Consider the following 12,716-nt stretch of genomic DNA (forward strand, 5'->3'; position numbering starts at 1 on the left):
GGTCCGGCAAATCATGCGCCATCAGTGTCATCTCGATGCTCGGTTTGCGGCACGACTGGCTGCGCGACGGCCGCAGCGGCCATGCGGCTGGCCAGCAAGCGCTGGCTGATGGCGTACATGGCATGCGCATATTGAGGCCTGTCGGGATGCTGCCGGCAGGCCAGTCGCCAGAATTGATGCGCCGCCGCGAGGTGCCCGGCATCACCCAGGCAAGCCGCCAGATGCGCGCTTCCGGCAGTGCCGTCCCCGTCCAGCCAGCCCGCCAACGCAAGGCTCAACGCGGCCAGCGGCTGGCCCTGCCGCTGGTGGATGCGAGAGATGGCCGCATGGGCGGCCGGCTCCCGCGGCGAGCCGGCATGCAGCGCCCAGGCCCGGGACAGGCTCGCAGGCCGCGGTTCCGCCCAGCTCAGGTGCTCCAGGGCCTGCAAGCCCGCAGCAGCCGCCTCCGGTGCCAGCTCAGCGGCCTGCCGGTCGGGCAAGCCGGCCAGGCGCTCCATCGCGCCCGCCCAATCCTCGGCTTCGCCACTGCGCGCATCCAGACCCGGCAGCAGATAGAACAGCGCCACCAGCACCCGCTGCCAGGTCGGCAGCGCACTGCTGCGCAGGGCCTCGGCCAGGGCCTCGTCCAGGCTCAGTTGGTGATCGACACGCACGCGCCCGGGACACGCAACCCATAACAGCACCAGCCGCCGCAGCATGGCTTGATACGCTTGCCAGCGAGCGGGCTCACGCAGCAGGTTCAGCGCGATGAAGCTCAGGTCGAGCCGGGCCTGGCCCGGCCCGTGGAGCAAGCACAGCACGATGCCGGTTTCCAGATCGCTGCGGATCCACTCCAGGGTCGCCAGCGGACGCTGTGCCCGCCAGTACCCGAGATCCAAGTCCCCGGCCGCCACCTGCGCCAACAACGCTAGCCAGGCAGTTGGCGCGGTGCTGCTGCGCATGGCCCGCACATCGATGCATTGCGACTCACAGCCATCGCCCTGGTCCTGCAGGCTGACGCCTGCCAACGCCGCGGAAAATGACATCCGCACGCCCAGCGGAAAACGCTGCAGCTTGGCCAGGCTCCGCTGCAGGCGAGCCGAATTTGCCCAGAACCGGTTGTGGCGCTTCTCGCTCAGGATCTGGCGCACCGCGGGTTGCTCCGCAGCGTGCAAAGCCTGCTGCAGCACCCCCAGCGCCTCTTCGATCCGGGCCTCTGGCAGTGTCGGGAACAAGGACTGGGCCAGGGCATGAAGCTGGCTCGTCTCGATGAAGACCAGGCCATCCCATCGCGCCTCATGCCCGTCCATGCTCTCGCAATAGACCGCCGGCCCGTTGACCGACACGTAGCGCAGCGAGCGTACGCGGGGGGTCAGGAACACCTCGCCGAACCTGCCGGGGCGCCGCACCAGCACCGCGACATCGGCCGGCACCGAACCGAGCAACTGCAGCCCGTGCAAGGCGCTGCCTTCAGAAAACACCAGGCTGGCATGCGACAGGTAAGCCGCCAGCTGGGCCTCCAGCGAGTGAAGCTCGGGGTGGAAGATCTTGGCCCCCAGCGACTCGAAAAACTCGTCCAGCGCCCACTCGGCCAGCAAGCCTTTACCCACCCGTCCGCGGCTGACGAACAACACGCCGCCTTCCTGCTGGGCCGGCACCGCAGGCAGCAAGGCCTGCCGTGCACGCAGCTGCGCCAGGTACTCGGCACTTGGCGCATGCCGCCCACCCAGGCATTCCTGCTGCGGCATCACCAGCAAGGTCTTGACGCGCGTGTAGCGGTCCAGCACCAGAATCCTGTCTGCGACGCCCAGGTACTCGAAGATCGCCTGAATGAACGCCGGCCATGGTTTGGACGCCTCGCCAGGCGAAGTCACATAGAGGATGCGCAAGTCCGGGCAGGCTTGCACCGACGGCAACAGGCGGTGGATGAACTCGGCCGTGAAATGACCGAAATGCGCGACCAGGCAACCTCCCCACAGCAAGGTCTCGTCCAGCACCGGAATGGGCTGGGCGGGCGGCGGGACCGGGGGGCAGTGGTCAATCGGTCCATTGCCGCGGCAGTGGCGCGCTGCGCCCTGCTGCTCGAAATCGGGATACACCGGCCCGGCGCAGTGCTCGCGCCCGCCCCCCGGGCTGGCCAGGAGTTGCGCGACGGGCGAGATCAGGATGTCGCAATAGCGCTGCATGGTCAGCAGCGGGCTGGTCAGGTCGCTCATGCGACCCCCACGGTCGACAAGACCTCGCGCAGCATCCGCTCCACGCCCTGCTGCCAGGCAGGCAGCCGCAGCCCGAAAACCCGGCGCAGGCGGGCGGTGTCCAGCCGCGAGTTCAGCGGCCGCACGGCTGGCAAGGGGTACTCCGCCGTTGGCAGCGGCAGGATCGATTCCACCCGCAACGCCTGGCCCTGCTGCCTTGCCAGCGCAATCACATGGCTGGCGTACCCGTGCCAGCTGGTTTCGCCTGCAGCCGCCAGGTGATAGAGACCGGCGAGCTGCGGCTGCGCGCTCAGGGTGCGCAAGGCGTGCGCGGTGACGTCGGCGATCAATTCGGCACCGGTTGGCGCGCCAACCTGATCAGCCACCACCTTCAGCTGATCGCGCTCGGCAGCCAGGCGCAGCATGGTCTTGGCGAAGTTGCCGCCGCGGGCGGCGTAGACCCAGCTGGTGCGGAAGATCAGGTGGCGGCAGCCGCTGGCCTGGATGGCCTGTTCGCCGGCCAGCTTGGTGGCGCCGTAGACGCTGAGCGGGCCGGTGGCCGCGGTTTCGTCCCGCGGCTGGTCGCCGCTGCCGTCGAAGACGTAATCGGTGCTGTAGTGGACCAGTGTGGCGCCCAGCGCTAGCGCCAGCTCGGCCAGCTGCGCCGGCGCCTGGGCATTCAGCCGACTGGCCAGCGCGGGTTCGCTCTCGGCCTTGTCGACGGCAGTGTGTGCGGCGGCATTGACGATCACGTCGGGCCTGAGTTCACGCACCGTGGCAGCCAAGGCATCGGCATCTGCAAGGTCGCCGCCTTGATGGCGGTCGCGCAGGTGCAGTTCGCCCAATGGCGCCAAAGCGCGTTGCAGCTCCCAGCCAACCTGGCCGTTCGGCCCCAGCAGCAAGATGCGGTTCATTCGCTGCGTCCGGTGTAGTTGGTCGCCAGCCAGTCGCGGTAGCTGCCACTTTGCACCTGCGCCACCCATTCGGGGTGATCCAGGTACCACTGCACCGTCTTGCGAATGCCGGTGTCGAAGGTTTCGGCCGGTCGCCAGCCGAGTTCACGTTCGATCTTGCGGGCGTCGATGGCGTAGCGGCGGTCGTGGCCGGGGCGGTCGGTGACGTAGGTGATCAGGCGGCTGTAGGGGCCGGCCGGGTCGGGACGCAGCTCGTCGAGCAGCGCGCAGACGGTCTTCACGATGTCGAGGTTGGCCTTCTCGTTCCATCCGCCAATGTTGTAGGTCTCACCCAGCCTGCCGCCGGCCAGCACCGCGCGGATGCCCGAGCAGTGGTCTTCGACGTACAGCCAGTCGCGGATCTGCTGGCCGTCGCCATAGACCGGCAGCGGCTTGCCGGCCAGTGCGTTGACGATCATCAGCGGGATCAGCTTCTCGGGGAAGTGATAGGGGCCGTAGTTGTTCGAGCAGTTGGTCGTGACCACCGGCAGGCCGTAGGTGTGGTGCCAGGCGCGCACCAGGTGGTCGCTGGCGGCCTTGCTGGCCGAGTACGGGCTGTTGGGCTCGTAGGCGTTCGTCTCGGCAAACGGCGGGTCGCTGGGCTTGAGGGAACCGTAGACCTCGTCGGTGCTGACGTGGTGGAAACGGAAAGCCGCCTTCTCGTCGCCCTGCAGGCTGCTCCAGTGGGCACGCGCGGCTTCCAGCAGCGTGAAGGTGCCGTCAACATTGGTCTTCATGAACGCGCCGGGGCCGTGGATGGAGCGGTCCACATGGCTCTCCGCGGCGAAATGCACGATGGCCCGCGGGCGGTGCGAGGCCAGCAGCTGGTCCATCAAGGCACGGTCGCAGATGTCGCCCTGCACAAAGGTGTGGCGCGCATCGCCTTGCAGCGAGGCCAGGTTGGCCAGGTTGCCGGCGTAGGTCAGCGCGTCCAGGTTGAGCACTGGCTCCTGGCTTTGTGCCAGCCAGGTGAGGACGAAATTGCTGCCGATGAAGCCGGCGCCGCCGGTCACAAGAATCATGGAATCTCCCGTTGCATGCTGCGAGTGCGCCCAGCCGGCGCTGCCCCGCGTCAGACCGCGATTGTCGCCAGAAACCGGTGGCCGACGCGACAATGCCACCGTGCCTGCCCCGCAAGACCTCACACCGCCTGCCATTCGTTTCCAGCGCTACACCGCGGCCGACGCCGCGCGCTGGAACGCCACCGTGGCCGCCAGCCCGACACAGAGCTTCCTGTTCGACCGCGGCTACATGGACTACCACGCCGAGCGTTTCGACGAGCACTCGCTGCTGGCCTGGCAGGGCGAGACGCTGCTGGCACTGCTGCCGGCGCACCGCGTGGGCGAACGGCTCGTCAGCCACGGGGGCCTGAGCTACGGCGGCTGGCTGCTGGCGCGGCCGCTGGGTGCCGCCAAGGTGCTGGCGCTGATGCAGGCGCTGCAGCGCTGGCTGCCCTCGCAAGGCATTTCGTCCCTGCTCTACAAGACCCTGCCGCACATCTACCAGCGCCAGCCCAGCGAGGCCGACCGCTACGCGCTGTTCCGCTGTGGCGCCGAGCGGGTGCGCTGCGACGTGATGAGCGCGATTGGCCCGACCGCCGCGCACTGGCCCAAGGCCCAGCGCCGGCAGATCACGCAAGCGATGCGGCAGCGGCCCGAGCTGGGCTTCGAGGAAACGCGCGGCGGCGAAGGCGCCGGCTGGGCCGAATTCTGGGCAGTGTTGCAGGCCGAGCTGCAGGCCCGTCATGCCAGCCGGCCCACGCACAGCGAGGCCGAGCTGCGGCTGCTGGCCAGCCGTTTCCCTGTGGAGATCAGCCTGCAGCTGGCGCGCTGGTCAGGCGTGGTCTGCGCCGGGCTGGTGATGTTCGAGACCGCCACGGTCTGCCACATGCAGTACATGGCGGCCGATGCGCAATCCCGCCGCTGCGCGGCGCTGGATCAGCTGGTGGAACGTGCCATCGTGCACGCCCAGGCACGCGGCAAGTGGTTCGACTTCGGCCATTCGAACGAAGATGGCGGACGGATGCTGAACGAAGGCCTGGCTTTCTACAAGGAAAGCTTCGGCGCCACTGCGGTGGTGCACGAGCACTACCTGCTAACCTGCCCTGCGCCCCCCGAAACACACAACGGAGACTGATGCTTTGGCCCATGTGGACGACTGCCGCCTGGTGCAAATCCGCACCATCCACGACGAGCGGGGCTCCATCTCGTTTGCCGAAACCGGCGTCGACTTCGACTTCCCCATCCTGCGCGCCTATTGGACCTATGGCGTGCCGCCGGGCGCCTCGCGCGCCGGCCACGCCCACCTGCAGTTGCACCAGCTCTACGTGGCCGTCACGGGGGCCTTCGACGTCTCGATGGACGACGGCACGCACCAGCGCACCGTGCGCCTGACCCACCCCGGCGAAGGCCTGCTGATGACGCCCGGCATCTGGCGCGAGCTGCACCACTTCACGCCTGGCGCCGGCCTGCTCGTGCTGGCCTCGGCCTTGTTCGACGAGGCCGACTACATCCGCGAGCACGCGGACTTCATGCGCTGGGTGAACCGCTAGCGGCCGGAGCCGTCTCTTTCGGCGGGCCCAGTTCGCGCGCCGCCGCCATCAGCTCCTGCAACCACACGGGCCGCGGCTGCGGATGCGGTTGCCACCAGGCCTGGTGCAAATGATTCACCAGCTTGCGCGCCTGGTGCACCGTGGCCTGCGGCTGCATCAGCTGTTCGCGCAGCGCGTCCCCACCTGGAAAGCTCAAGCCATGTTCGACGCAGAGCGCATCAATGCGCCAGGCCAGGTGCTGCAGCAGCGAGGGCCCGTGCGTCAGCGCCGCGGCGCAGTCGCCGCAGGCCTCGTGCGTCAGACCGGCGGCCAGGTCTTCCCGGAACTGCCAGTAGCCAGCGCCGTTGTACAGGTCCAGCATGGACTGCTGATCCATGTCGTGCAGGTCGTAGCGCGCGGCCAGCTCGGTGTTGGCCGCCTCGCTCATGTAGCAGCACAGCGTCGTGTGCCAGGCGGCCCCCATCTTGCGGATGCCGGGCGCCTGGGTCCACGGATACTGGCACTGGCGCACATGCGGCAGCGTCAGCTCGCCATCCGGCGAGCGGCGCCGCACGCCCACGCCGAGCTTGGCGACTTTCTCCTCGAAGGCCAGCGAAGGGCCGGCCTGCGGTTCGGTCGATTTTTCCTCGTCTTTCGGGCGCGGATACAGCCCGTCGGACGCCGCCACCTCCAGCCCCAGCTCGCGCCCCAGCGCCACCGCCTCGTCCACCCAGCGGGTGCGCTCGGCCGGGTCCATGTGGTCCAGGTGCAGGTGGCCGATGGCGTCGCGGATCGGCGCGATGTTCATCTCCATCGGCTGCGCGTAGACGGAGTTCACGCCCCAGGACTTGCCCAGGCGCACGACCTCTGGAAGCTGGTGCAGATTCATCGCGCAGGCAGTGAAGCAGAGCTGAATCTCGGCTGGCCGGCCGGTCTGGTCACGCAGCGCAACCACGTCCTTGACTGTCTGCACAAAGCGTTCGAACGAGGCGCCCACGCGCACCGCCTCGAAGACCTCGGCGGTGGCACCATCGATCGACAGGCCGATGCTGTCCAGCCGCGCATAAGCTTCGCGGTACTTGCCACGCACGGGAATCGTGCCGTTGGACACCACCGAGACAACGGCCTTGGGATGCAGCTCGTGGCAGATGTCGATCACCTCGCTCAGTTGCGGGTGCAGCAGCGGCTCGCCGCTGGTCAGGTCGATCTCGCTGAAGCTGGCCTGGCCGGCGCTGGCGCTGAGCAGCCGCCGCACATCGGCCGGCGCCAGGTATTCCTTGCGGAAACCGGTGATGACGTCATCGCAGCCAATGCAGCGCAGGTTGCAGTTTTCGCTGACCGGCAGCCAGAAGATTTCCGGATGCAGCCGCAGATGCCCTGCCCGGCCGGCCGCGATGTTGCCGGCCACGGCCTGCTGGAAGGCCGCGGCAAACAGCGGGTCCACGGCCTCGGCCTGGTGCTTGCGCTGGGGCGCTTCCGGCAGGGGTGCTGCGGCGGCTGCATCCATGGGACGTGCTCAGCGCTTGCGTGCCACCAGGCAGATCTCGGCTGCCTGGTCCGGGAACTGGCGGCCCAGCTCGATCAGGCCTTGCAGCCCGGCCTGGCCCAGCTGCGGCATCAGCGGCGCCATCTGCGCATGCGTGAAGGGCTTGAACAGATAGCCTTCGAAGCCGGCTTCCTCCAGGCCCAGCCCCAGCACCAGCGCGCGAAGCTCGGCCGCGCCATAGACCATGGGCTGGCCCAGCAGGCGGTTGCGCTCGCCCAGCGAGTTGGCCGCCGGGATCAGCCCGATCTGCACCGCCAGCAAACGGTGGAACGAACCGGCATTCGGCACGCTGACCAGCAGGTGGCCGCCCGGCCTCAGCAGCGCCAGCGCGGCGTGCAGCAAGGCCTCGGGCTCGGCAGTTTCGTGGATCACGCCGGACACCAGCACCAGGTCGACTTCCGGTGTGCCGCCGCGCAGCGCGGCCAGCGTCTGCAGTGCGGGCGCGGCGTTTTCGATGTAGTCCTGCACCACGCTGATGCGGTCGTCGCGCGCCGCGGCGGCGCGCGCCACCTCGGCCCAGCGCGCGGCGGGCTCAACCACCACCCAGCGGCTGTCGGCCGGCTGCGTGGCCAGCCAGTCCGGCGCCAGCAGCAGCGGGCCGCAGCCGACTTCCAGCACCTGGCGCGGCTGCAGCCTGTCCAGCCAGCGGCGGTTGCATTGCTGGCGCGCCAGCAGGCAGACCGACTCGAAGTCGGCCGCCGAGGCGTCCATCTGAGCGTCGTGGCGGCTGGCGTATTCGTCGGCGTCCAGCGGTTTGCCAAGCGGTTGGGTCATGCCTGCCCCTCGCCCCGCGAATACGCCGGCCGATCCCTCAAGGGGATGCGGGCCGGCTTGGGAGCGGCCCGGCGCTCGGCCCGCGTAAGGCCTGTCATCTTCCAACCGTTCATCGCAGCGCCTCCGCCACACGGCGCACCGCTTCGATCACCTGCTCGACCTGGCCGTCGCTGAGGTGCGGGCCGATCGGCAGGCTCAGCACCTCGTCGCAAATCTGGTCGCTGAGGCTTCGCGTGGCTGGCGCCATCGCTGCAAACGGCGGGAACCGGTACACGGGTTTCGGGTAGTGGATCAAGGTTTCGATGCCTTCGGCCGCCAGGGCGGCCTGCAGCGCGTCGCGCCGGGCGCAGCGCAGCACGTAGAGGTGCCAGACCGGTTCGTTGCCGGCGGCAACCTGCGGCGTCTCAATGCCCGGCAGATCGGCCAGGCGCTGCTGGTAGAACGCGGCAATCTCCCGACGGCGCTGGTTGTGCGCCGGCAGCTTCTGCAGCCGGATGCGCAGCCAGGCGGCCTGCAGTTCATCGAGCCGGCTGTTCACGCCAACCGATGCGTGCTGGTAGCGCGCCAGGCTGCCGTAGTTGCGCCGTTCGCGCAGCGCCTGGGCAAGTGCCGGGTCGCGGGTCACGACGGCACCTGCGTCGCCGAAGGCACCGAGGTTCTTGCCGGGGTAGAAGCTGAAGCCGGCCAAGGCGCCGAAGCTGCCGGCCGGGCGGCCGTCGTGCAGCGCACCGTGGGCCTGCGCGGCGTCCTCGATCAGCAGCAGGCTGCGCTGGGCACACAAGGCCGCGATGGCCGCCGGGTCTGCCGGCTCGCCGTAGAGGTGCACCGGCATCACCGCGCGGGTGCGCGGCGTGATCGCAGCGGCCAGGCCTTCTGCGTCGACATTGAAGCTGCCGCCAGCCGGCTCGACCGGAACCGGCGTGGCGCCGCTTTGCTGCACCGCCAGCCAGGTGGCGATGAAGGTGTGCGCCGGCACCAGCACTTCGTCGCCCGCACCAATGCCGGCGACCTGCAGCGACAGCGTCAGCGCGTCCAGCCCGTTGCCCACGCCCACCGCGTGCTCGGCACCGCAAAAGGCGGCGAACTCGGCCTCAAACGCGGCCAGCTCCGGGCCGAGGATCCATCGGCCACTGTCCATCACGCGGCGATAGGCGGCGTCGTAGGCTTCGGCGTCCTGCTGGTAGATCGCACGCAGGTCGAGAAAAGGGATCATGTCAGCCCCTCGTCCGACGGGTACGTCGGCCGGCCCCCCGAGGGGAGCGCGGACCGGCTTGGGGCGGCCCGGCGCTCGGCCCGCCACGCGTCCACAGCGGTGCTCATGCGCCGGCCACCCAGGCCAGCTCGCGCTGCGTGAGTTCCAGCGACACGCTGAACGGCGCCGCGACGACGCGGGTGCGATCAAAGCCAGGCAGGTTGTGGCCGAGCAGCCAGCGGTGTTGCTGGCCGCGCTGGACCGAGATGTCGACAAAGGTCGGCAAGTTGACTTCTTCCTTGAAGATGGACAGCACGCGGGTGCCGGGCTGGCACCAGCTGAGGTTGGTGTAGGCCGCACCGGGCGGGCCGGCGATGCCACGTGCGTTGGCAAACAAGCGCACCTGCTCCAGCAGGCTCAGCGTTTCCGGCGCCAGCAGCTCGAAGCCCAGCGCCTTGGCCTGCGCCATGATGGTTTCTTCGTGGACCAGCGGCCGACGGTGCGCGCTCAGGCGCGAAATGTAAAGCAGGCGCTGCGGCGCTGGCGGCTGGTCAGGGTCCAGCCCGGCTGCGCGCCACAGGTGGCGGCACAGGTCGTCCATCAGCGGGCGGCAGGCGTACTCCAGCGGCGAGAGCAGCAGCGCATCGGCCAGTTGCAGGGTCTCGCCGTCGGCGTATTCGACCAGTTGCTCCGGGCGCACGCCGATGTCCTGCAGCGAGCTGCGCATCCAGCCCGAGAGCTCGCGCGGCATCAGCAGTGGGCGCCGGTCCAGCCAGCCTTCAGCCTGCAGCCAGCGCACGCGCGACAGGATCAGCACCATCCAGTGGTAGTAGTTACGGTGGTAGGTGGCGTCCAGGTTGGCCAGCACCAGCACCGGCTCGGTGATGCGGCGGGTCTCGCCCGAGGGCTGCAGCGAACAGGCCAGGCGGCCACGGTTGAGCACCTGCAGGTGCTCGTAGGGGTAGTCGCCCATCGACAGGTGCCAGGGCTCGGGCAGCAGCATGCCGCCCTCGCGGGCGATCAGCAGGTACGAATTGCGCACCCGCAGCTCGCGCAGGGCCACCAGCGACAGCCGGGTGGCCACGGTGGCGTGCGGGAAGCGTTGCACCACGCCATCGGCCCGCACCGATTCGAAGTGGCCGGGCACCGCGGGCGCTTCCAGCACGCGCTGCTCGGCCGCGCCTTCGGCCGCCAGCCATGCGGGCCATGGCCTCAGCCTTTGCAGCTCGGCTTCGCGGCCCCAGCGCAGACCGGCCCTCAGTTCGGCTGCCGTGGCCAGGTCGCCCTCGGCCAGTGCGCAGCGTTCGCGCAAGGCCTGCAGGTAGGCCTCGGCCATCGTGCCAATGCGCTCGGCCAGCCGGTTCACGCTGGCCAGCGCGTCGGCCGGCCGGTCTTGCGACAGCGCGCCTTCGCAGCGGAAACGCAACAGCTCGATCAGCTGTCGCAAGCGCCCGCCGCCGCCGTGCAGCGGCGCCGGCCCGCGCAGCACATGGTCGGCCAATGCCACCAGGTGGCCACACAAGGCCTCTTGCAGCGCCAGGTAGCGCAAGGGGTCGACCCGGCCGTACGCCGGCTCGAATTCGAACGGGAAGCTCTGCTGCCACATCGCGGCACTGGCGTGGGCCCGCTCCAGCAGGCGCAGCTGGCGCACGGCCACCAGCACATCGCCGACCGGCTGCGGCGGCAACGCGGCCAGCACCTGCGCAAAGGCCGGCAGGCTGGCGGCGCAGCGGCTGGCCCAGGCCTCTCGGCTGAGCGCGGGGTTGTGGAACGGGTCTTCGCCCAGCAGCGCGACCAGGCCGGCCAGCGCTTGCTGCAGCACCGGCGTCACGCCTTCGTCGAACAGCGGCGACTCGGGCGCGGCCTGGGTGTTCGGGTCATGCCTCGCCTGCAATTGGGCCAGGCGCAACTGGTCCAGGCTGCTGAGTGGCGCAACCGCCTCGATGCGGCGGTACCAGTCCATCGCCAGCGCTTCGGCGCCGGCCTGGGCCAGCTGAGAGGCGAACCAGCTGCAGGCCGCGTGGTAGCCGGGCAGGCCGGGGTCCATGGGCTCGAAGAAGGGCGACAGCGCCAGCTCGTCCAGGCCGTCCAGCAGCGCACGCTTGGCCCGCTCCAGCGCCAGCACCGGGTGGCGTGGCAGCCTTGACGCGGCCAGCGCCAGCAGCGCTTCGGCGTCCTGCGCGGCGTCGAACTGGGCCAGCCGGCCCAGCATGTCGACCAGCATCGGCACGCAGATCGTGGGCAGCTGCGGGCGCCGGCAGAGCAACTCGCTGAGCTGGCGCAGCACCGGCAGGTCCAGCGTGCACAGGGCGATCACGGCCAGGTCGCGGTGCAGCAGCCAGTGCGGGGGCGGCGCGTCAGGGTCTGCGGCAGCGGGAGGGGGCGTCTCGGCCAGACGCGCCAGCAGTTTCGGCAGCAGGCGCGGCAGCCAGGCCTGGGCCCAGTGCAGCGTGTCCAGCGATTCGGCACCGCGCGCCACGGCAGCGATGCCGCCGGCCAGCTCTGCAGGCCAGTCGGCCATGGGCGGGTCCACCTGCCCAGCCGGCACGCTGGCCAGCCAGGTGCCCAGGTGTTCGACCAGGGCCTGGCAAGCCTGCAGGCGCTGCAGCCGCTTGAGCATGCGCAGCAGCACCAGCGCCGCGGCGGGCTGCTCGCCCGCACGCCAGGCCTGCGCATGCAGCGTGACCTGCTGGTCCAGCCATTCTGTGTGCTGCAGTTCCCCGGCGCAGCGCAGCGCCTGTGGGTACAGGCCGTGCGCGCGGCGTTGGTCCTCGCTCAGGCCCACCCAGGCCAGCGCCAGCACTTCGAGGAAGGCCTGGCACCAGTGGGCTTCGGGGTGCGGCTTGCCGCGCAGCGGTCCGCCGTTGAGCGCATGCGCCAGGCGCATCCAGACCGGCGGCGCGGGCTTGGGCACCTGCAGGCGCTGCAGCAGCTCCAGGCCGCCCGGGAAGTCCTTGGGCGCGATGGCGCCGGACTGCCGCAGGGCCGCCTTCAGCGCGGGTGGCAGCGCCTCGGGCAGCCAGGCCGGGTCCGTCAGCGGCAGGCCAGGTTCGGCAGGATCGGCCAGTGACATGCGGCGCGGGCTCTCCAGAATCCTCCGCGGCCTGCACGAGGCGACCGGCCGGAGGATGCTCGGCACCGGCGCGACAGGCGCCGGGCGAGCGCAGCTTATTCAGCCGCGGGTTCGGCTTCAGCAGCCGCCTTGGGCTTGGGCGCCACATAGATCACGCGGCGGGTCGGCACCTTCTCGCCCTTGACGACCTTGTCGACATTGCGCACGGCAAAGCGGCCCAGGCCTTCGATCTGCACGTTGTCTTCGGCCTCGGCGACCGCGCTGCGGACCTGAACCAGCGCAATGCGCAGCAGGCGCTCCAGCGCCTTGTCGGCCAGCTTGCCAACGGCGGCGGGGTTCTTTTCCTTGATCTGGGCAGCGAGTTCAGCGATTTTCATGAGGGTACTCCGTCAGTGGGTAGGGCAAGACAAGCGCCCTGCTGGTGCCACGCAGTGGCCGGGCGCGATCGAATTCGGGTTCGCATCATCCCATCGA

General features: G+C 69.8%; 10 protein-coding genes. 2 read left to right on the forward strand and 8 right to left on the reverse strand.

Annotation, left to right across the window (positions count from 1 at the left end):
• Positions 1–11 precede the first annotated feature (11 nt).
• Genes AC3WR5_RS07670 through rfbB form a run of 3 tightly spaced genes read right to left on the reverse strand, consistent with a single transcriptional unit; the run spans position 12 to position 4,149 of the window.
• A complete protein-coding gene (locus AC3WR5_RS07670; protein ID WP_492483234.1) occupies positions 12–2,195 on the reverse strand; it encodes a glycosyltransferase family 61 protein in 2,184 nt (727 codons plus the stop codon).
• Positions 2,192–3,088, reverse strand: a complete 897-nt coding sequence (gene rfbD / locus AC3WR5_RS07675) for a dTDP-4-dehydrorhamnose reductase (protein WP_492483236.1) — start codon at positions 3,086–3,088, stop codon at positions 2,192–2,194. Before rfbD ends, AC3WR5_RS07670 begins: the two co-directional genes overlap by 4 nt.
• Positions 3,085–4,149 (reverse strand): dTDP-glucose 4,6-dehydratase, encoded by a 1,065-nt coding sequence (gene rfbB, locus AC3WR5_RS07680; protein ID WP_141290311.1) that lies wholly within the window; start codon positions 4,147–4,149, stop codon positions 3,085–3,087. Before rfbB ends, rfbD begins: the two co-directional genes overlap by 4 nt.
• A gap of 100 nt (positions 4,150–4,249) precedes the next feature.
• Between rfbB and AC3WR5_RS07685 the strand changes: the two genes are divergently transcribed.
• Both AC3WR5_RS07685 and AC3WR5_RS07690 read left to right on the forward strand, forming a co-directional pair.
• On the forward strand, positions 4,250–5,263 hold the full coding sequence (locus tag AC3WR5_RS07685; protein ID WP_492483238.1) for a GNAT family N-acetyltransferase: 1,014 nt from the start codon (positions 4,250–4,252) through the stop codon (positions 5,261–5,263).
• Between the two features lie 13 nt (positions 5,264–5,276).
• Entirely contained in the window at positions 5,277–5,678 is a 402-nt protein-coding gene (locus AC3WR5_RS07690) for a sugar 3,4-ketoisomerase (protein WP_231010704.1), read from the forward strand.
• Here the strand turns inward: AC3WR5_RS07690 and AC3WR5_RS07695 are convergent.
• The 5 genes from AC3WR5_RS07695 to AC3WR5_RS07715 all read right to left on the reverse strand — a co-directional run bounded on the left by AC3WR5_RS07695 (position 5,656) and on the right by AC3WR5_RS07715 (position 12,619).
• Complete coding sequence (locus AC3WR5_RS07695; RefSeq protein ID WP_492483240.1) at positions 5,656–7,164, reverse strand: radical SAM/SPASM domain-containing protein; 1,509 nt, start codon at positions 7,162–7,164, stop codon at positions 5,656–5,658. The genes AC3WR5_RS07690 and AC3WR5_RS07695 overlap by 23 nt on opposite strands.
• A gap of 9 nt (positions 7,165–7,173) precedes the next feature.
• Positions 7,174–7,977, reverse strand: coding sequence for a methyltransferase domain-containing protein (locus AC3WR5_RS07700; RefSeq protein ID WP_492483242.1), 804 nt, complete (start codon positions 7,975–7,977; stop codon positions 7,174–7,176).
• 109 nt (positions 7,978–8,086) lie between these two features.
• Positions 8,087–9,190 (reverse strand): DegT/DnrJ/EryC1/StrS family aminotransferase, encoded by a 1,104-nt coding sequence (locus tag AC3WR5_RS07705; RefSeq protein ID WP_492483244.1) that lies wholly within the window; start codon positions 9,188–9,190, stop codon positions 8,087–8,089.
• Between the two features lie 103 nt (positions 9,191–9,293).
• Positions 9,294–12,242: a glycosyltransferase family 61 protein gene (locus AC3WR5_RS07710; RefSeq protein ID WP_492483246.1), complete on the reverse strand. Its 2,949-nt coding sequence runs from the start codon at positions 12,240–12,242 to the stop codon at positions 9,294–9,296.
• A gap of 95 nt (positions 12,243–12,337) precedes the next feature.
• A complete protein-coding gene (locus AC3WR5_RS07715; RefSeq protein WP_141291881.1) occupies positions 12,338–12,619 on the reverse strand; it encodes an HU family DNA-binding protein in 282 nt (93 codons plus the stop codon).
• Between the last annotated feature and the right edge of the window lie 97 nt (positions 12,620–12,716).

Source organism: Ideonella sp. FW305-24 (assembly GCF_058788035.1).

What these genes read in the sequence shown, in the direction of transcription:
- AC3WR5_RS07710 (WP_492483246.1), bottom strand. Translation starts at nt 12,242, where the DNA reads ATGTCACTGGCCGATCCTGCCGAACCTGGCCTGCCGCTGACGGACCCG.
- AC3WR5_RS07670 (WP_492483234.1), bottom strand. Translation starts at nt 2,195, where the DNA reads ATGAGCGACCTGACCAGCCCGCTGCTGACCATGCAGCGCTATTGCGAC.
- AC3WR5_RS07695 (WP_492483240.1), bottom strand. Translation starts at nt 7,164, where the DNA reads ATGGATGCAGCCGCCGCAGCACCCCTGCCGGAAGCGCCCCAGCGCAAG.
- AC3WR5_RS07715 (WP_141291881.1), bottom strand. Translation starts at nt 12,619, where the DNA reads ATGAAAATCGCTGAACTCGCTGCCCAGATCAAGGAAAAGAACCCCGCC.
- AC3WR5_RS07700 (WP_492483242.1), bottom strand. Translation starts at nt 7,977, where the DNA reads ATGACCCAACCGCTTGGCAAACCGCTGGACGCCGACGAATACGCCAGC.
- rfbD (WP_492483236.1), bottom strand. Translation starts at nt 3,088, where the DNA reads ATGAACCGCATCTTGCTGCTGGGGCCGAACGGCCAGGTTGGCTGGGAG.
- rfbB (WP_141290311.1), bottom strand. Translation starts at nt 4,149, where the DNA reads ATGATTCTTGTGACCGGCGGCGCCGGCTTCATCGGCAGCAATTTCGTC.
- AC3WR5_RS07705 (WP_492483244.1), bottom strand. Translation starts at nt 9,190, where the DNA reads ATGATCCCTTTTCTCGACCTGCGTGCGATCTACCAGCAGGACGCCGAA.